The organism is Stenotrophomonas nitritireducens (genome assembly GCF_001431425.1).
Taxonomy (GTDB): Bacteria; Pseudomonadota; Gammaproteobacteria; order Xanthomonadales; family Xanthomonadaceae; genus Stenotrophomonas; species Stenotrophomonas nitritireducens.
In genome coordinates, this window is sequence record NZ_LDJG01000024.1 from 26,015 (window position 1) to 45,481 (window position 19,467).

The following is a 19,467-nucleotide window of genomic DNA, read 5'->3' on the forward strand; positions in this document are numbered from 1 at the left end:
TCTTCGATCATCGACCGTCCATGTCCCTGTCGCGCCTGCTGGGCCTGCTGCTGTTGCTCGCCACCGGAACCACCTTCGCCCGGCCGGCGACCGTTCCCATGCCGGCGCATCTGCTCGACGGGGGCATGGACGCGGCCATGCCTGGTTTCGCCCGACAGGTGATGGCGCACTACCGCGACGAGGATCGGAAGCGTTACCTGGGAACGCTGTTCCGCCTGCAGTCGGCCACCGGCCAGTATCCGCAGGCCATCGCCAGCATCCACGAACTGCGCCAACTGGGAGACCATGCTGCTGGCCAGTCACCGCTGTTCCTGCAATACGAAATCCATGCCCTCGCCAGACAGCGCCAGGCCAACACGCACGCGTCCTATGCCGATGCCTGGCAACAGGAATTCGCCGAACGGTTCGGAGCGCTCGACGAGCGCACCGCACTGCAGGCCGAGTTCGCCTTCGGCGGCTGGCTGCCGCGCATGCGCGACGAACTGGATGCACAGATCGCCAGTGCCCGCGGCAAGCCGCGGCTGTCCATCGATGAAGCCATCGCCCTGGTCCGCGCGTGGCAGGTGCACGATGCCTATGCCGCGTTCCAGCCGTACTTCACCACTGCCCTGAAGGTGGATGACGCACGCCGCTACGCGATCGACCGCGACGCGATGGTGCGCACGCCCGACGGCGTGGAACTGGCCGCGCTGGTGGTGCGCCCGGAGACGGCGCCGCCTCTGCCGGTGCTGCTCACTTTCACGATCTATGCCAACGACGACTGGGCCTGGGCCGATGCCAAAAAGATGGCCGCGCACGGCTATGCGGGCGTGGTCGCCTACAGCCGCGGCAAGGGCCGCAGCCGCGATGCCATCGTCCCCTTCGAACACGATGGCGCCGACGCCGCTGCGGCGATCGCATGGGCCGCGGCGCAGCCATGGAGCGACGGCCGCGTCGGCATGTACGGCGGCAGCTACAGCGGCTACACGCAATGGGCAGCGCTCAAGCAGCGACCGCCGGCGCTGAAGGCCATTGCCACCTCGGCCACGGCGGCGCCGGGCATCGACGTGCCGATGGAAGGCGGCGTCTTCCTGAATTTCATGTACCCGTGGCCCTTCTACGTCGCCGGCAACCGTTCGCTGGACGACGCCACCTACGGCGACAGCGAACGCTGGGAGAAGCTCAACCGCGAGTGGTACCGCAGCGGCCGCGCCTACCGCGAGCTGCCGCGCATCGACGCTGCCTCCAATCCGGTGTTCGAACGCTGGCTGCAACACCCGGTCTACGACGACTACTGGCAGGCGATGACCCCACAGGGGCGCGAGTTCGCCGCCATCGACATCCCGGTGCTGGTCACCACCGGCTATTTCGACGGCGCGCAGATCGGTGCCCTGCACTACTTCCGCGAACACCTGCGCCAGCGCCCCGACGCCGACCACACCCTGCTGATCGGCCCCTACGAGCACTTCGCCATGCAGGCCGGCGTAGCGCCGGTGGTGCAGGGCTACACGCCGGACGCCTCCGCGCGCCACGACCTGCAGGCACTGCGCCTGGCCTGGTTCGATCATGTATTCAAGGGCACGCCCAGGCCGGAACTGCTGGCCGACCGCGTCAACTGGCAGGTGATGGGCGCCGACCGCTGGCGGCACGCCCCCACGCTCGAAGCGATGGCCACGCGCAGCGAACGCCTGTACCTGCTTCCCGGCGAGGCTTCGCACCGGCTGGCCGACGCACCGTCCGCTGATGCCGTCACCGTTCAGCGCGTGGATTTCACCGATCGCGGCGACGCCGGCTGGACGCCTTCGCCCACCGTGCTCAACCGCGAACTCGATCCGCACGCCGGGCTGGTGTTCCGCGGCGAACCGCTGCCGCACGACACCGAACTGGCCGGTCCGTTCGGCGGCGAACTCGATTTCGTCCTCAACAAGGCCGATGCCGACATCGCCATCGGCATCTACGAACAGACCGCCGCCGGCGACTACCTCGATCTGGCCTGGTGGCTGCAACGCCTGAGCCATGCCGCTGACCGCAGCCACCGGCAGCTGCTGCAGCCGGGCGCGCGGCAACGCCTGCGCATCGCCGACACCCGCCTGCTCGGCCGCCGTCTTGCCGCCGGCAGCCGGCTGGTCGTCACCGTCGGTGTCGTCAAGCAACCCGATCAGCAGCTCAATCTCGGCAGCGGCAGACCACCGGCCGACGAAACCCTGGCCGATGCCGGGCAACCCCTGGAGATCGGCTGGTTCGGCAGCAGTTATCTGGATTTCCCGGTGCGCGAATGACCTGCCGGGCCGATACGACGCAAAAAAATGGAACCCGATCCGCTGCTTGCATCAATACTGCTATCTTCCGGGCTGGAATGAACGCAGGAAATCAATGGAATGAGCGCGCAACCCCACCATCCTGACGGCCGTGTCGCGGTGCTTGTCGATTGCGACAACGTGCCGCCCGACATTCTCGAACACGCCCTTCTGATGGCCGCGCAGTTCGGACGCGTCGTCCTGCGTCGCGGCTACGGAAACTCCGGCACACTGAACAGCAGATGGCAGGATGCGCTGATTCGTTTCGCCTTCACCCCATATCTGCAGTACCAGTACGCCTCGGGCAAGAACACGGCCGATATCGCGTTGGCACTCGACGCATTGGAAGCAATGTTCGATGGCCGCGTCGAAACCTTCTGTCTGGTCACCAGCGATTCCGACTTCGCCTATCTTTCCCGCAAACTGCGCGAACGAGGGGCCACCGTCTGCATCGTCGGAGAGCCCAAGACTCCGGATGCCCTGCGCAACGCCAGTGATCAGTTCTTCGAATGGACACGCCCGACTACGACAGTGGAACCCGTCGACGAGACCACAGCCAAGACATCGGTCAAGGTCGAAGCTCCCAAGCAGGAGACGGCCAAGGTCGACCCTTCACGCCCGCTACCCAAGCGTCGTCCACGCTTCGTTATCGAAGCGGTAGCCCTCCTTGCCGGCTCCACCTCGGATGGTAAGGTTTCCCTGGGTGCCTTGGGCCAATACCTGAAACGTACCGATCCGGCGTTCTCGCCAAAGCTCTACGGCCATTCCGGTCTTCTGGATATGCTCAAGACCTATGACCTGCTGGTGCCACAGCAGGAAGTGGGTGGTCACTGGTCGGCCAGCGTGAAGCAGACCACCGAGCTCGAAGGTGCAGCGGAGCCCTGAAACCACGAAAATCGCGATTCATGCACTGGACCGAACCATGAACATGATCATCCGCGATGAACACCCTGGCGACGTCGATGCCATCGCCCGCCTCACCGAAGCCGCATTCGCCAATGCGCCGCATGGCAGCCACACCGAACACCTCATCGTCGCCGCCCTGCGCGAGGCCGGGCAGCTGAGCGTCTCGCTGGTGGCGCGGGAAGGCGACGATCTCATTGGCCATGTCGCGGTGTCGCCGGTGACGTTGTCCTCCGGTGACGCCGACTGGTACGGACTCGGTCCGATCTCGGTGCGTCCGGACCGGCAAGGCCGCGGCATCGGCTCGGCATTGATGGCTGAAGCCATCGAAAAGCTCAAGGCGATGGGCGGCGCCGGTTGCGTGCTGCTGGGCGATCCGGGCTACTACGCACGCTTTGGGTTCGAGGCATGCGGACAGTTGGTATTGCCCGGTGTGCCTGCGGAGTATTTCCAGGCGTTGCCGTTGGCCGATGGAGTACCCGCCGCTGAAGTCCGCTATCACAGCGCATTCGAGGCGGGCGCCTGAGCTGCTCGGCCATGGACGGGCTCACGACCCGCTTTCACAAGCTGCCCGGACATCAAGCTGATCTGCCACGCTGCCGCTTCGCCTGCCGTCGACCGATACGCCAACGCGCCCTTCAATGGCGGGCGCGTCGAACGCTTTTGCCACTGTTGCCCTGTGCGGTCGAGCGGCTCCGGGCGAACTCGGGAAAGGTCTCCGCCAGCGACGCCTTGTCCGGCAGGATGTAGAAAACCCCGCCCCGTTCGAACGTCTTGCGGACGACCTGCTCGTAGAACCCGGGCGAGACGTTGATGCAGCCATGGGTGATGCGGTTGTCGTCCGGTGAAGGCGATGCGAGACGTTCAGGGCGCCTCTCGGACGGCACGCCGGTGGCGGTGGGATGGATGGAGACCGCCGAATCGTAATCCACCCACAGCACGCGTCCGGCATCGATCGACGGGCCGAAACCGCCGACGAAGCGACCCGCGGGCGTCGTGCGATCCCGGCCCGGAATCTCGCGAAGCGCCAGGCCGGCGACACCGGGAGCAATGTGATCGCCGATTGCCGAGCCAAACAGCGCCGGCGCCGCGCCACGAAGCCTGCCGTCGCCACCGAACACCAGGATCTGTGCAGCGGCCTTGTCCATGATCGCGAAGGGATAGCCTTCGCTGTCCCTGCTTGCAACCACCCAGCCGGCGAGCTCGATCACCGTGTCGGACACGTCCTGGCCCTGCGGAAGCTGATCGACGGACGCTTCCGCCTGCGTGGCGGCATCCTCGGCACTGGCCACGCCGATGCCCGCGCATGCCAACACCACCAACAGCGCGCCATGAACGATCCGGACGGCAGCGTATCTGTACATGCGGATGGAATGACTCCCTGGAACAAAGACCGTGTGATGGAAGGAAACCAGTGGCCTGCAAAGGCCACCGGTTCCTGATTCAGGCGTTACGAACGGTGCAAGAGCGGTCAGCCGCGCGCCGCGCGGCGAGGCGCCGTTTCGAGCTGCTGGACGCGACCTTCGATCTGGTCCAGGCGTTGGTTGGCCCGCTGCGCTGACTGATTGGCGGATTCGGCGCTCTGGGCTGCGCCCTGCACCTTGGCGTCGAGCTGGTCCAGGCGGGTGTTGATGTTCGCGAACTCGTTCTTGTAGGTGGCACAGGCGCCAAGGCCAGAGGTGGCGACGAATGCGACGCCGAGCATGCCCGCGGTTTTCAGATGTTGTCTGGTCAGAAACATTCCACTCCTCCTTCGTCGGGGAGCTTGGAATATAGCGGCCTTTTCGCAGAAGCCATGACCCCGCCTTCAGCTGATGTTGGCGCACGTGGAAGGGTCGTGAAGATGCGTAAACGCGCAGGAACTGCGACCTGGATCCATCGATATCGTGCAGAACCTGCAGCATCCGATCAGCTGTCACAAAGCTGTCTGAAGCATCCGAGCCCCAGTCAGGGACGAGCAGCCTGCCTTGATGAGTGCATCGCTTTTACACGGCGGGTCTTCCAGGGATGTCGCCGGCTCCTCCCGATTCATCTGCGAGGACAGCCATGTCGATTGCTTCGATGCGGCATGGTCACGCGACAACACCGGCAATGCGCCGGATACAGGCATGCGGACACTGCGTCGCGCTCCCTGCGCAAAGCGGGCAGCAGGAGTCACATCGGTGACGTTGGATGATGACGACCTCATGCACCGCGCGGAGTCGCCTCTGCGGCGACTCCGGCGAAGGGTCCGGCCGTACTCCGCGCGCCTGGAGCGCAAGAGCGCGGCATCGGCTCAGCGCTGATCAAGGCTGGCAGCCAAGCGAGCTGTCGCGTTGCGCTTCAGTTGAGCGACAGCAATGGCGTCTGCTGCCCATGGGCCCATTGCGGGCTTACGACCGACACCAGAGATCCACCATGTGGAAGGACGGGTCGCGCCCGCCGGACGTCCTGCGGATATGGAGCGGCTACTTTATTTCTGGAAACGCAACGTCATCGCCATAGACGATGCCCACGATGGTTTCCAGAAACGCATTGGTCGGAATGCGCTCGCCATTGGTCGAGTAGGCGATGGCCACCTCGTCCTTCGGGTTGTAGATGACCCGCGAATGAGAGCCGAGCACGTCGCCGGCGTGGCCCAGAAAACGCTTCTCTCCGTACCTGAACTCCGCCAGGCCCCGGCCCCAGCCGTTGCCCGGGGCCGGCTCCATCTGCTCCAGGGTGTCCCTGCGCAGGATCCTGTACTGGAACAGGCCGGTGATCAGCGCCCCCATGTCCCGCGTCGTGCTTGCGATGTCACCCACGCCGATCACATTGGAGTAGGCGATGTCCTTGATTTCTCCCCACTGCCCCGCGAATGCATAGGACTTGAAGGTGTTGGCGGGATGGGATCCTGCCGAGGCGAAATTCCTCAGGCCAAGCGGCTCTGCGATCTCCTGCGCGACGATCTCATGGTAGGCACGCCCGTATTTCTGCTCGAGGATCATCCGCAGCAGGAAGTAGGCGGAGTTGGAATAAGCGACGCGTTCGCCGGGCTCGAAAGCCGTGCCCTGCCGCTTTATCTCCTCCAGGATCTGCGGCTGGCGGACTTCGTCGACCACCCAGACCGAGCCGTTCCGGATCGCGAAATTCCCCAGGCCACTGGTATGCGCCAGCAGGTTTCCGATGGTGATTTCCCGCGACGACGGCATGTCGGGATAGAAGGCGGACAGGCGGTCATCCAGGCTCAAACGCCCGTCTTCGATCAACTTGAACGCCAGGATCGCCGTCACCATCTTCGTCACGGACGCGATCTGGTACTTGCTGTTCCCATCATGGGCAACGCCAGGCAGGTTGTTCTGCCCGAAGCTCCTGCCATAGACCTCGCGGCCGCCCCTGAAAATGGTCAGGCTGCCGATGCCGCCATTGTTGTTTTCCACGTAGCCGAGGAAATCGTCCAGCCTTTCCTCATGCAGGTCCTGCGCCGATACAGGGGCCGCATGCGCGAGCACGAACGCCGGAAGAAGCAACAACAGGGCAGCCAATCTCTTCATATCGCTCGCTTGGGTGGATGGGGTGGGTGATGCCCTGCCAGCGACAGGCAATGAACCTGTCGCACCGGATGAGCGTTGCTTTGACAGAGCCAGCCAGTCCCCAGTTGCCGGGTCCGGACGGCGATGGCCGGAAGGTGATCGGCCATGGTTCCAGGCCGTCATCAGGCGCTGCCCTGGCAATCTTAGGTCGGCCGAATCCGGCCAACAAGCGATCGGCGGACCGGCATTCCGCCCTGTCGGCCGAGCGGTATCGCCTCGCCTTTTTCTGCTTCGGATCAATGCGGGAAACCCGCTACGGCGAATTCCGCAGCGGGGTTTGACAGCCTGAAAGGCGGAGCTGCACAGCCCCCGTCATTGATGCTGGCGCCTTCCGCGCATGACCAAATGGCAGGTGGTGCGCAGAGACCGCATGGTCCCCCAGTCCGGTCTGCCAACCGTGTACCGTCCGCCATCGCGATCGACAGCGCCATGGTGGACTCCCACGAAACGGGGAATCCGACAGCAGCCTTTTCAAGCGTTCCATCGACGTTCCCTCCATCACGACGACGCACCACGCTTGAATGCGCAGGATGCCCGCAAAGGAAACAGCAACAGGCACGCCCTCCCCCGCTTGCGACTCCTCGCCGCGCACGCCAGCCCACGCGCTGCACGATGGGCCATTGCACTGCCCCGCGCGCCACGGTGAGCAGATCATCGGCTGTGCGGTGCGCAGGCTTCGTTTGTCCGGCGCTGGCTGGAGCATTGTGGGTTTGCGGTGGGCGATGGTTGTAGGTGGCAGTCGGCAACGGGGTGTTGTTGATCAGCCATGGCAAGAAGGGCGAGCAGGCGGTCCCGGGCAGCAGTGATTCAACCACCAGCGCACGCCGCTGGCTTTATTCGCGCAACCCAATCCGCCAACACGCGGAAAGGAAGAAGCCCGCTTGCGCGGGCTTCTTCCTGTTGATCGATCAACTCACCTTCGGCTCACTTGGACGAAGCCGCCGGCGCGTTCTTCACGTAGCGGTCGAACCAGGCCAGCATTTCGGCCACCAGCTGTTCGTTGGATTCCAGCGCGGTGTACCAGTGCGGTTCGTGCGGCAGCATCACCAGGCGGGTGGTGCCGCCGTTGCCGCGGATGGCCTGGTAGAGCTTGCGCGACTGGAACGGTTCGGTGCCGGGGTTGGCGTCGTCCTCGCCATGCACCAGCAGCAGCGGCAGCTTGATCCTGTCGGCGTAGAAGTACGGCGAGGCCTTCAGATACACGTCCTGCGCCTGCCATACCGAGCGGCGCTCGTTCTGGAAGCCGAACGGGGTGAAGGTCTTGTTGTACGAACCGCTGGTAGCCACGCCGGCCTTGAACAGGTCGGTGTGGGCGATCAGGTTGGCGGTCATCAGCCCGCCGTGGCTGTGGCCGGTGACGCCGATGCGGTTGCGGTCCACCACGCCCAGTTCCACCGCCTTGTCCACCGCGGCCTTGGCGTCGGCGGTGAGCTGTTCCAGGTAGGTGTCGTAGGCGCTCTTCGGGTCGCCGACGATGGGGAACGAGGCGTTGTCGATGATGGCGTAGCCGGCCAGCAGCATCAGCCGGTACGGCGCCAGGCGGGTGAAGGTCTGCTGCGAGCCGGACACCTGCCCGGCCTGCGCGCTGTTGGCGAAGTCGGCCGGATAGGCGTAGAGGATGGCCGGCAGGCGCTGGCCTTCCTTGTAGCCCGGCGGGGTGTACAGGGTGAAGGACAGGTCGATGCCGTCGGCGCGCTTGTAGGTGACCAGCTTCTTCTGGATCTGCCGCACTTCGGGAGTGGGGTCGGCGATGTGGGTCAGCGCACGGCCTTCGGCCGCGTACTGCGCTTCGCCTTCCTTCGCCGCGGCGTCGCGCGCACCCAGTTCGCGCAGCCAGGCGTTGGGCGGATCGATCACCGACTGGTGCCAGGTGAGGTAGCCGCCCGGCGCGGCGGTGAAGCCGAGGAACTGGTCGTAGGCGTCGGGGGCGCTGCGGAACAGGCGCTCGCTCTTGAGCGTGGCTAGGTCCAGGCGGTCGAGGAACGGGCGGTCGCCCTGCGGCGATGCGCCCTGCCCGCGCAGGAACACCTTGCCGTCCTCTTCGCGCACGACCACCGCGCCGCTGGGCAGGCGCTGGTAGACGAAGCTGCCCGGGTCGCCGTACAGCTCGTCGCTGGACAGGTCCCACAGCAGGCGCGCTTCCTGTTTCGGATCATCGATGTCGACGATGCGGGTCTGTTGCCAGTGGCGGTTCTCGTCGTATTCGTGCAGGAAGCTGCGCTGCGGCCGCGCGGTCCATTCCAGGCCGGCGTAGCGCTGGGTGGTGCGGGCGATCTCGCGCGGCGCCGCGGTGAACGGTGCGGACTGCAGCATCAGCCTGTCGCGCTGCGGCACGCTGACGTTCCAGTCGCCCTTGTCCAGCGCCTCGGCCCAGACCAGGGTGGCCGGGTCGGTGGCGCGCCAGTCGAAATCGCGCGGGCCTTCCGGCACGCCATGCACCGGCACCCGCTCGGCCAGCGGCAGCGCGGCGATGCGCACGCTCTTGCCGGTGGCCACATCGAGCACGTCCACGTCGTAGGCGAAACGCTGGTAGGTGACCGCGTGCGAGAACGGCGGCTTGAGGGTCTGGGTGAGCACGTGCACGCCGTCGGGCGCGCCGTTGACGCCGTTGTACAGCTGCGGCGCACCGACCGGGCTCACCTTGCCGGATGCGGCCTCGACCACCGCCAGCTGCGACTGGCCGTAGTAGGCGAACAGGCGTTCGTCGTGTTCGCTGGCCAGGGTGTCGCGGGTTTCGTAGGTGCTGCTCACGCCCTTGGCGCCGAGCGATTCCTGTACGTCCGGGCCATACACGTCATCGCCTGCCGGCGCCGGCCTCTGGTTGGCAGGCACCAGCTTGACCAGCAGGCGGTTGCCGCCGTCCAGCCACTGCACGGTGCTGCCGAACATGGGGTTCAGGCGCGCCCCCGCAACCTGCCGGACCTGGCCGCTGGCGGCGTCGCCCACCCACAGCTGCACCGAATCGGCGACGACGTTCTGGAAGGCGAAACGCTGGCCGTCCGGCGACCACAGCGCACCACCGGCGCAGGCGTCCTTCGGCAGCGGCACGCGGGTTTCCTTGCCGCTGCCGATGTCCACCAGGGTGAAATCGGCCACGCAGGCCGGAATGCCGTAGCCGCCCGGGGTGTCGTGGCGGCTGCGGTTGCCGGGCTCCAGGCGCAGGCCGGCCAGCTTCAGATAGGGCCGGGCGACGCGGGCGATGGACGGATAGGTCTGGCTGGTGGTCAGCAGCAGGCGCCTGCCGGTGGGGTCGACGCTGGGCGCCGGCGGTGGCGGCGCGGTCAGCACCTTCAGCAGTTCGGCCGGCGGCTTGGCGTATTCGGCATGCGCGGGCATGCTGGCCAGCAAGGTGGTGGCGGTCGCGGCGAGTACCGCGGACCAGGCAGTGCAACGGACGCTCATGGTTTCCCTCATGCGCTGGAAAGACGCCGGCATGGAAGCCGGTAGCGGCCGAATCTAGCACCGCGCCCGCTGCCGGCGGATGGGCCATAAGCAAGGGGTCGCCCACCCGCGGGGCCAGGCCACGGCCGGCATGGCCGGGCCTCCGGAGGGGCGGCGGCGGAAGACAAGCCGAAGGTGCGCACTGAGTGAAGGATTGATTGCCACCTTCCTTGCTATGTTGCGCAGTCATGAAACCCGCCGCCGGACCTCCGACGATTCCCTCGCTGCCGCGCGAACTGCGCAGCGTGCCGCTGCGTACCATCGCCCCGGTCGCCACGCTGGCGCTGCTGGTGTTCGCCGGCTGGCTGGCATGGCACCGCCTGCCGCTGCAGATGCTGGCCGCGCTGGCCTGCGCGGCGCCGGCCGCGGTGGCGACCTGGCTGGTACACAAGCGCACTGCGCAGTTGTCCAGCGCCGGCCTGCTGTTGTGCCTGTCGAACGTGGCCGGCTGCCTGTTGGCCGTGGGCGAACTGGGCCACCGCGCCCTGCCCTGGTCGCTGCTGGCGTTGATGGTCAACTTCTTCCTGGTCCACAACCGCATCGCCACCCCGGCGAACCTGGTGATGGTGGCCGGCCTGCTGGCGATGCCGGGCGTGCTGCGCATGCCGGCGCTGGATATCCAGGCGCTGGTGGTGATCGCGCTGATCCTGGGCTTCGGCTTCCGCTTCTCGCGGCGCCTGCAGGGCGATCGCACACGGCTGGAGCTGCTGGCCTCGCTGGACGAGCTGACCGGCCTGCCCAACCGCCGTGCGCTGGAAAAGACCCTGGTGCAGGAGATCGGCAGCGCCCGCCAGGGCCGGTTCCGGCATGCGCTGGTGATCCTGGACATCGACCACTTCAAGGACGTCAACGACCACTACGGCCATACCGCCGGCGACAATGCGCTGGTCGAGCTGGCGGCGATCCTGCGGCTGGAGCTGCGCGAGCAGGACAAGGTGTTCCGCTTCGGCGGCGAGGAGTTCGTGATCCTGGCCGAGGCCGGCAGCCGCGACGCCCTGGCCAGCTTCACCGAGCGGGTGCGCGAATCGGTGCAGCAATCCCTGCACGGCCCCGGCGGCGGCATCACCATTTCGCTGGGCGCGGCGATGTATGCCGGCGAGCAGTACTGGCAGGACTGGTTCTCACGCGCCGACGCGGCGCTGTACCTGGCCAAGGGCAATGGCCGCAACAGCGTGGTGATCGCCGAGGACCTGGGCTGAGCCGCACGACGCTCCCCGGCAGCACTGCCGGACAAACGGAGAAGAAACCTGCCCGTCGCTGATCACGGGACAACCCCGCGCCGGAGCGTCCCCGGCGAGGCCCCGCCGGGCCTTGCCCGGCGCTACAGGGCAGCAGCGCCCCTCTTCTGTAGAGCGGGGCAAGCCCCGCTGGAGCATTACCGGCCAAACCCCGCCGGGCGTTGCCCGGCGCTACAGGGCAGCAGCGCCCCCTCTTCTGTAGAGCGGGGCAACGCCCCGCTGGAGCATTACCGGCCAAGCCTCGCCGGGCGGTGCCCGGCGCTACAGCGCACGGTGCGCCCCGGGATCATCTGTCCGGCAATCACGCCTGCCGCGCCGGCCGCGGCCTCGTGCCGCGGCGGGAATCCACAAAAAGAAAGAGCCGCTTGCGCGGCTCTTCCAGGACCGGGACTACGGCCGGGTCACGAACGCAGCGGGATCACGCGGATCTCGACGCGGCGGTTCTGCGCGCGGCCGGCGTCGGTATCGTTGCTGGCGATCGGGTAGTTCTTGCCGGCGCCCAGGGTCTCGATGCGTTCGCGCTGCACGCCCTGCGCGGCCAGATAGGCCGCCACGGCGTCGGCGCGTTCCTTGGAGATGCGGTTGTTGACCGCGTCGGTGCCGATGCTGTCGGTGTGGCCGACCACTTCGATCATGGTCTGGTTGTACTCGGCCAGGGTCGAGGCCACGCCGTTGAGGGCGCCATAGAACTGCGGCTTGAGCGTGGTCTTGTTGAAGTCGAAGGTAATGCCGTCGGGCAGATTCAGGGTGATGTTGTCGCCCTGGCGCTGGACGTCGATGCCGGTGTTGGCGGTGCGCTCGCGCAGGGCGCGTTCCTGGCGGTCCTGGTAGTTGCCGACGGCCGCGCCGCCCAGCGCGCCAATGCCAGCGCCGATCATCGCGTGCTGGCGGCGCTCGGTGGCGCTGCTGCCGCTGAGCAGTCCGGCGGCGGTACCGATGGCCGCGCCGATCAGCGCCCCCTTGCCGGTGCGGTTCTGCTGCTGGGTCTGGTTGCCGTACGGGTCGCTCTGTACATAGGAACCGCCAGTAGCGCAGGCCGACAGCACGGCGGCGGTCACCAGGCCGATGGAAAGAGTGCGGATAACGGTGCGGGTGCTCATCGGGGAATCTCCGTCTAGGGCCGGCCATGCCAGCGTGATTTGCGCGGGCAGCATAAACAGGCCTGCGCGATTGGCGCATGACGACACGGCGCCCCGCGGGGCCTCCATTCAGGTAGCTGTCCGAGGGCGGAACCGGAGGGTGCGGTCCAGCAAGGAGCTGGCGGCGGGCAGGTAGCGGTGGAATGAGCAGGCGCCGCCCGCGAGGAAACGTCCAGGCCGGTAGGATCCATGACGCATGGTGCCCGGCCAGAGCATTCCCCCCGGGGGTGCGGAATCGCGGATTGCCGCGCATCGATGCAGCGGCCGCTTCGACTCCCGTTCGGTGCGCGGATTCCTGTTCCGACGCGGGAACCTTCAAGGGACAGCGGACCGACGGTGCGCATGCCTCCCTCCCCCGCGGGCAAGAGGGGGCGAATCTATTCCACGGCAGGCGCCCAGCTGGCGCTGTAGACCTGCCACCGGCCATCGCGCTCGCGCCAGTGGCTGGTCACCTGCTGCAGTTGCCCGCGCTCGGGCAGGAAACGGCCGTCGCCGCCGGTCAGCAGCACGCCGAAGCGGACCGTCGCGGTATCGCCCTGCCCCATCTCCACCTGCAACGGTCCGGTGCGGATGCCCACCTTGGCGTTGAGCAGCAGCTGTCCGCGAAGCAGTCGATCCAGTCCATCGTGGTCCAGGGCATCGTTGCCGATGAAGTCGTCGGCGACGTCGGCCATGAAGTCCCTGGGCCTGCCCTGCTCCACCGCTTCCTGCATCTGCGCCACGGCCTGGCGCAGGCGCTGCTCGGGTGCCTGCCGCGCGCAGGCGGCCAGGGCCAGCACGATCAGCGCAATACGCGCGCAGTTGAGGACCGTTCGGATCATCGCTCCCTTCGCCTTTTCCATTCTGGACGGTATGCTGCGGTGACGGCCGCCATCGGCGGACGGCCGCCCATGCCAACTAGACCACAAACCATTTCCTGGAGGGGAAGATGAATCAGGAACGTCCCTGGCTGCAGAGTTATCCCGCCGGCGTGCCGGCCGAGATCGACGTCGATGAATTCCGCTCCGTGGCCGCGGTGTTCGACGCCTCCGTGGCCAAGTTCCGCGACCGTCCCGCCTACTCCAATTTCGGCAAGGTGCTGACCTACGGGCAGGCCGATGCCCTGGTCACGCAGTTCGCCAGCTACCTGCTGGGCGAGCTGCAGCTGAAGAAGGGCGACCGCGTCGCGGTGATGATGCCCAACTGCCTGCAGTACCCGATCGCCACCTTCGGCATCCTGCGCGCCGGCCTGACCGTGGTGAACGTCAACCCGCTGTATACCGCCCGCGAACTCAAGCACCAGCTGGTGGATGCCGGCGCCTCGGTGCTGGTGGTGGTGGACAACTTCGGCGACACCGTGCAGCAGGTCATCGCCGATACGCCGGTCAAGCAGGTGGTCACCACCGGCCTGGGCGACATGCTCGGCTTCCCCAAGGGCGCGATCGTCAACTTCGTGCTCAAGTACGTGAAGAAGATGGTGCCGGACTACCGCATCCACGGTGCGGTCCGCTTCCGCGAGGCGCTGCGCCTGGGCGCGCGCCATGCGCTGCCGCCGGTGGACGTCAGCCACGACGACATCGCCTTCCTGCAGTACACCGGCGGCACCACCGGGGTGGCCAAGGGCGCCATGCTGACCCACCGCAACCTGGTGGCGAACATGCAGCAGGCCTCGGCGTGGATCTCGGCCTCGGGAGTCAAGCCGGGCGAGGAAGTGATCATCACCGCGCTGCCGCTGTACCACATCTTCGCGCTGACGGCGAACGGCCTGGTCTTCATGAAGCTGGGCGGCCTGAACTACCTGATCACCAACCCGCGCGACATGAAGGGCTTCGTCAAGGAGCTGCGCAACAATCGCTTCACCGCCATCACCGGCGTCAACACGCTGTTCAACGGCCTGCTCAACACGCCCGGCTTCGAGGACGTGGATTTCTCCGCGCTCAAGGTCACCCTGGGTGGCGGCATGGCGGTGCAGCGTGCGGTGGCCGAGCGCTGGAAGAAGATCACCGGCACCACCCTGGTGGAAGCCTACGGCCTGACCGAGACCTCGCCGGCGGCCTGCATCAACCCGCTGGACCTAGCCGAGTACAACGGCGCCATCGGCCTGCCGATTCCCTCCACCGACGCCTGCGTGAAGGACGACGACGGCAACATGGTCGCCACCGGCGAAGTCGGCGAGCTGTGCATCCGCGGCCCGCAGGTGATGAAGGGCTACTGGCACCGCCCGGACGAGACCGCCAAGGCGATGGATGCCGACGGCTGGCTGCACACCGGCGACATGGCGCGCATGGACGAGAAGGGCTTCTTCTACATCGTCGACCGCAAGAAGGACATGATCCTGGTCTCCGGCTTCAACGTGTACCCGAACGAAGTGGAGGACGTGATCGCGATGATGCCGGGCGTGCTGGAAGTAGCCGCGGTCGGCGTGCCGAACGAGAAGTCCGGCGAGGTGGTCAAGGTGGTGATCGTCAGGAAGGACCCGAACCTGACCGAGGAGCAGGTGAAGGAGTTCGCCCGCGCCAACCTGACCGGCTACAAGCACCCGCGCATCGTCGAGTTCCGCAAGGAACTGCCCAAGACCAACGTCGGCAAGATCCTGCGCCGCGAACTGCGCGACGCGCCGCCGGCCGGCTGAAGCCCGCCTGTCCAGCCGTCCCCGTGAAGGCCCCGCCGGCTCCGGCGGGGCCTTCGCGCATTCACGGGACCGGTACCGCGTGTAGGATCGCGGAGTGCCAGCGTCCGGCCCGCCGCCCACGCTTCCGATTCCGCGGGCCTCCTGCAAGGACCCAGCCCATGAATGCGATCGAACTGCTGCCTGTTGGCGCCCCCGCCACCCCCTACTCCACCATCCGCGTGCACGACGACGCGGCCAGCGACGTGCACTGGCTGCACATGCATGCCGACGCCGGCCCCGGCGTGCGCCCCTGCTTCCGCAAGCCGCTGATGACCGAGATGCATGCCTACCTGGATGGCATCACCGGCGCTCCGCAGGCCCGTTCCGGACGCCTGCGCCACCTGGTACTGGCGTCCGCGGCCGACGCGTTCAATCTGGGCGGCGACCTGGATGTGTTCTCCGGCCTGATCCGCGCACGCGACGGCGAAGGCCTGCTGCGCTATGCGCGCAGCTGCATCGACGGCGTGTACCGCTTCCACGCCGGCCTGGACGGCAGCTTCCGCACCATCGCCCTGCTGCAGGGCGACGCGCTCGGCGGCGGCCTGGAAATGGCCTTGTCCTGCCACACCATCGTCGCCGAGGAAGGCGTGGGCATGGGGCTGCCGGAGGTCCTGTTCGGTCTGTTCCCGGGCATGGGCGCGTACAACTTCCTGAGCCGCCGCGTGTCGCCGCAGCTGGCCGAGCGCATCATCCTGGAAGGCCGCGTGCACACGGCCGAGGAAATGCACGCCATGGGCGTGGTCGACATCCTGGTACCGCGCGGCCAGGGCGAGCAGGCGGTGAACGACCTGATCCGCCAGCAGCAGCGCATCCCGCAGTCGTACCTGGCGATGAACGCGGTGCGCGGCATCTCCAACCGGGTCGATTACCAGGAGCTGCTGGACATCACCCGGGTATGGGTCGATGCGGCGCTGGCGCTGGACGAGAAGTCGCTGCGCACCATGGACCGGCTGGTCAAGGCGCAGACCCGCCGCAGCGGACAGGTGCGCGGTTGAGCCGAGCCTGGGCGGCGATGGACCTCAGCCGGTCACATCGTCGTGCGACTGCGCGCGCCCGCGGGCGCGCGCGTCCAGCGCCTGGCGTCCCTCCTGCAGCGCGGCACCGATGCGCGCGTGCAGCGGCTTCCATTCGCCCTTGAGTTGCCAGTCGGCCATGCGCATCAACTCTCCCCCCTGCCGGGCGACTTTCAGCAACCCAAGGTTGGCGGCCACGCCCTTGATCGCGTGGGCGTGCTCGCGCATCCGCGTCCAGTCCTGCGCCTGCGCATCGCCGGGCAAGGCGCCGATCCCGCTTTCCAGGTCCTCCAGGCACTGGCGCACGAACTCGCGCTCGAAGCCCTTGCCCATGCCCAGCGCCGCCAGTTCGTCGAGCACGCCGGTATCGAGCACGGCATCGCCATCGATGACGGCGGGAACCACCTCGGCCATGTCGCGGCTGCCGGCAGCGGCGCCGCTGGCGATGTCGGCCATGGTTTCCAGCAGCCTGGCCGCCACCACCGGCTTGGCCATGAACGCGTGCGCGCCGGCCTGGTTGCAGCGCTGGATCGCCTCGGGCGTGACGTCGGCGCTGAGGATCACCACCGGCGTGCGTGCGCCGCCGCCGGCCTGCATCACCCGCAGTTGCCTGAGCAGGTCCAGCCCGCTCATGCCCGGCATGTGCAGGTCGGTGATGGCCACGTCGAAATCGCGCGCGGCCATCGCATCCAGCGCTTGCTCGGCGCCATGCACGCAGGTGACGCGGTGGCCGGCCTTCTGCAGCAGCCGCTGCAGCACCATGCGGTTGGCTTCGTGGTCGTCGGCGACCAGGATGTCCAGGCTGCGCACGCGCGCGCGGTGGCGGCGGAACGGATCGGTGAAGGCGATGACATTGCCCGGGTCTTCGACCGCCAGCGGTTCGGCCGCCGCGGCCGCCTCGCCATCGGCCGCCGCCAGCGCGGCGCGGCCCAGCGGCAGCTCCACCCAGAAGCAGCTGCCGACCGGCAGGTTCTCGCGATAGCCGATCTGGCCGCCCATCGCCTGGGCCAGGCCCTTGGCGATCGCCGTGCCCAATCCGGTGCCCTCGTGGCGCCGGGCCATGGAAACATCGGCCTGCTCGAATGCGTCGAACAACCGCGGACGCAACGAAGGCGCCACGCCGATGCCGGTATCGAGGATCTCGAAGCGCAGCCGCAGCGGTCCATCCTCCCCGGACGGACTCACCGAGACGCGGATCTCCACCTGGCCCTGATCGGTGAACTTGACCGCGTTGCCGGCCAGGTTGAGCAGGATCTGGCGCAGATGGCCGACATCGCCATGCAGCCCGTCGGGCACGCCGGACTCCACGAATACCCGGTAGTCCAGCCGCTTGGCGCGCGCCTGCGGCCCCAGGATCAGGCCGATCGACTGGACCAGCTCGGCCAACGAGAAATCCTGCGCGCTGATGCGCAGCTTGCCGGCCTCGATGGCGGATATGTCCAGCACTTCCTCCACCAGCGCCAGCAGGGTCCGCGCCGAGGCCTGGATCGTGCCCAGGCACTCGCGCTGCTCCTCGTCCAGGCGGGTGGTGGCGAGCAGTTCGGTCATGCCCGACAGGCCGTTGAGCGGCGTGCGGAACTCATGGCTCATGTTGGCCAGGAAGCGGCTCTTGGCGTCGCTGGCGCGGCGCGCTTCGGCCATGGCCTCGGTCAGCTGCCGCAGCAGGCTGGAGAAATACAGCGGGATCGCCGCCAGCCCGACCAGCAGGCCGATGCCCAGGCCCAGGTTGCGTTGCCAGTAGTCGCTCAGGGCCAGGGTGATGCCGAAACTGGCGGTGGCCATGACCACCGCGAGCATCAGGTAGCGGTTGCCGAAACGCATGCCGTTGCCGACGGTCACCCACATCACCACCACGTAGATGCAGGCCATCGGCTCGCCGATGGTGCTCATCGCCGCCGACATCAGTGCGTAGTCGTCGACCATGCCGAGAATGCGGCGCAGGTCCGAACGCCCGGGCTTCCACAGCAGCCAGCCCATCAGCGCCAGCGACAGGCCCTGCGCGATCAGGATCAGCGCGATCACCAGCCGCAGCTGCGCCGGTGGCAGGCTCCAGCGGCCGGCCGACAACAGCACGTAACACAGGATCAGCGCGATCATCACGATGCGCACCAGCGCCTGCGCGTGCTCGCTGTCCCCGCGTTGCCGCAGGCGTTGCCGGAGCCAGGCGAACGCGTTCGTCATTTCAGGCTTCCGGTCTCGGGAAGGCGGCCGAATAGCGTGCGCAGACTTCCTCCAGCCGTTCCCTCGCCTGCAGCAGCGCATCGACGCAGCGCGGGCAGAACAGGCGCCCGCGCTGGGCATAGAGATAGGCCAGCGCGGCGTCCATCGACCAGGCTTCCTTGTAGGGGCGCGGCGACAGCAGCGCGTCGAACACGTCGGCCACCGCGACGATGCGCGCCTCCAGCGGGATCGCATCGCCGACGAGGCCATCGGGGTAGCCGCTGCCGTCGTAGCGTTCGTGGTGGCGCAGGGCGATGGTCGCGCCCATCTGGATGAAGCGGTTGTTGCTGCCGCTGAGCAGTTCGTGGCCGATGCGCGGGTGGCGGCGCATGACCACCATCTCCTCCTCGTCCAGCTTGCCGGACTTGAGCAGGATGGAATCGGGGATGGCGATCTTGCCCATGTCGTGCAGCGGCGCGGCCATCTCGATGGTGCGCACGTCCTCGCTGGGCAGGCCGAGCTCATCGGCGATCAGTCCGGCGACATGGGCCATGCGCTCCAGGAAGGCGCTGGTGCCGGCGTCGCGGTACTCGATGGCGCGCGCCAGCCGCGACAGGGTCTCGCGTTCGCGCTCCTCGACCTCGTGCATGCTCGCCAGCAGCCGCTGTTCCAGCGACAGCGCACGCTGGCGCACGCTCTGGCTGTGGCGGCGCAGCTGCAGCAGGTTGTTGCAGCGGGCGCGCAGTTCGCGCGGGCGGATCGGCTTGACCAGGAAGTCGATGACCCCGGCTTCCAGCGCGCTCTGCCGCAGCGGTTCGTCGCCGACCACGGTGATCAGCACGATGGGCACGTCGCGGTTGCCGGGCAGGCGCCGGAAGCGCTGCGCGAACTCCAGGCCGTCCATGTTCGGCATGCGGTAGTCGAGCAGCAGCAGGTCGGTCTCGTGCGACTGGCACCAGGCCAGCGCCTCCAGCGGATCGGCGAAGTCGTGCACGCCCAGTTCCGGCGAGATGTCTTCCAGCACGTGCCGCACCATGCTGCGGGCCGATGTCTGGTCGTCGACGATGACGATTTCCAAGCGCATGTGACTGTCTGT

The 19,467-nt window shown here is 67.4% G+C and carries 15 protein-coding genes; 7 read left to right on the forward strand and 8 right to left on the reverse strand.

The window, feature by feature from the left end; genetic code table 11:
• Nucleotides 1–20: 20 nt before the first annotated feature.
• From ABB22_RS14315 to ABB22_RS14325, 3 genes are all read left to right on the forward strand, one after another.
• Nucleotides 21–2,258, forward strand: coding sequence for a CocE/NonD family hydrolase (locus ABB22_RS14315; RefSeq protein WP_055773214.1), 2,238 nt, complete (start codon nt 21–23; stop codon nt 2,256–2,258).
• Between the two features lie 99 nt (nt 2,259–2,357).
• Nucleotides 2,358–3,161 (forward strand): NYN domain-containing protein, encoded by an 804-nt coding sequence (locus ABB22_RS14320; protein WP_055773210.1) that lies wholly within the window; start codon nt 2,358–2,360, stop codon nt 3,159–3,161.
• A 37-nt stretch (nt 3,162–3,198) separates the two neighbouring features.
• Entirely contained in the window at nt 3,199–3,705 is a 507-nt protein-coding gene (locus tag ABB22_RS14325; RefSeq protein ID WP_055773207.1) for a GNAT family N-acetyltransferase, read from the forward strand.
• Nucleotides 3,706–3,817: 112 nt separating this feature from the next.
• Here ABB22_RS14325 and ABB22_RS14330 read toward each other — a convergent pair whose 3' ends face one another.
• From ABB22_RS14330 to ABB22_RS14340, 3 genes are all read right to left on the reverse strand, one after another.
• Entirely contained in the window at nt 3,818–4,543 is a 726-nt protein-coding gene (locus ABB22_RS14330; RefSeq protein ID WP_235504363.1) for a hypothetical protein, read from the reverse strand.
• Between the two features lie 107 nt (nt 4,544–4,650).
• A complete protein-coding gene (locus ABB22_RS14335) occupies nt 4,651–4,920 on the reverse strand; it encodes a hypothetical protein (protein ID WP_055773203.1) in 270 nt (89 codons plus the stop codon).
• 706 nt (nt 4,921–5,626) lie between these two features.
• Nucleotides 5,627–6,691 (reverse strand): serine hydrolase domain-containing protein, encoded by a 1,065-nt coding sequence (locus ABB22_RS14340; RefSeq protein WP_055773200.1) that lies wholly within the window; start codon nt 6,689–6,691, stop codon nt 5,627–5,629.
• A 50-nt stretch (nt 6,692–6,741) separates the two neighbouring features.
• On the opposite strand from ABB22_RS14340, the gene ABB22_RS18280 reads away from it, so the two are divergent.
• Nucleotides 6,742–7,011: a hypothetical protein gene (locus ABB22_RS18280; RefSeq protein WP_152984195.1), complete on the forward strand. Its 270-nt coding sequence runs from the start codon at nt 6,742–6,744 to the stop codon at nt 7,009–7,011.
• Nucleotides 7,012–7,654: 643 nt separating this feature from the next.
• On the opposite strand, the gene ABB22_RS14345 is transcribed toward ABB22_RS18280, so the two are convergent.
• Nucleotides 7,655–10,132 (reverse strand): S9 family peptidase, encoded by a 2,478-nt coding sequence (locus tag ABB22_RS14345; RefSeq protein ID WP_055773197.1) that lies wholly within the window; start codon nt 10,130–10,132, stop codon nt 7,655–7,657.
• A gap of 227 nt (nt 10,133–10,359) precedes the next feature.
• On the opposite strand from ABB22_RS14345, the gene ABB22_RS14350 reads away from it, so the two are divergent.
• Nucleotides 10,360–11,370: a GGDEF domain-containing protein gene (locus tag ABB22_RS14350; protein WP_082443825.1), complete on the forward strand. Its 1,011-nt coding sequence runs from the start codon at nt 10,360–10,362 to the stop codon at nt 11,368–11,370.
• A 440-nt stretch (nt 11,371–11,810) separates the two neighbouring features.
• Here ABB22_RS14350 and ABB22_RS14355 read toward each other — a convergent pair whose 3' ends face one another.
• Nucleotides 11,811–12,509, reverse strand: a complete 699-nt coding sequence (locus ABB22_RS14355) for a YiaD family glycine zipper/OmpA-like lipoprotein (RefSeq protein ID WP_055773194.1) — start codon at nt 12,507–12,509, stop codon at nt 11,811–11,813.
• Between the two features lie 416 nt (nt 12,510–12,925).
• The gene (locus ABB22_RS14360) at nt 12,926–13,369 is read right to left on the reverse strand and encodes a Cif family virulence factor (protein ID WP_055773191.1); all 444 of its coding nucleotides are present in this window, start codon (nt 13,367–13,369) and stop codon (nt 12,926–12,928) included.
• 107 nt (nt 13,370–13,476) lie between these two features.
• Here ABB22_RS14360 and ABB22_RS14365 point away from each other — a divergent pair, with 107 nt between their 5' ends.
• Together ABB22_RS14365 and ABB22_RS14370 are read left to right on the forward strand one after the other, a co-directional pair.
• Nucleotides 13,477–15,159 (forward strand): long-chain fatty acid--CoA ligase, encoded by a 1,683-nt coding sequence (locus ABB22_RS14365; protein ID WP_055773187.1) that lies wholly within the window; start codon nt 13,477–13,479, stop codon nt 15,157–15,159.
• 158 nt (nt 15,160–15,317) lie between these two features.
• Complete coding sequence (locus tag ABB22_RS14370) at nt 15,318–16,193, forward strand: crotonase/enoyl-CoA hydratase family protein (protein ID WP_057505294.1); 876 nt, start codon at nt 15,318–15,320, stop codon at nt 16,191–16,193.
• 24 nt (nt 16,194–16,217) lie between these two features.
• Here ABB22_RS14370 and ABB22_RS14375 read toward each other — a convergent pair whose 3' ends face one another.
• Complete coding sequence (locus ABB22_RS14375) at nt 16,218–18,392, reverse strand: response regulator (protein ID WP_055773180.1); 2,175 nt, start codon at nt 18,390–18,392, stop codon at nt 16,218–16,220.
• Between the two features lies 1 nt (nt 18,393).
• The gene (rpfG, locus tag ABB22_RS14380) at nt 18,394–19,455 is read right to left on the reverse strand and encodes a cyclic di-GMP phosphodiesterase response regulator RpfG (protein ID WP_055773178.1); all 1,062 of its coding nucleotides are present in this window, start codon (nt 19,453–19,455) and stop codon (nt 18,394–18,396) included.
• Nucleotides 19,456–19,467 lie beyond the last annotated feature (12 nt).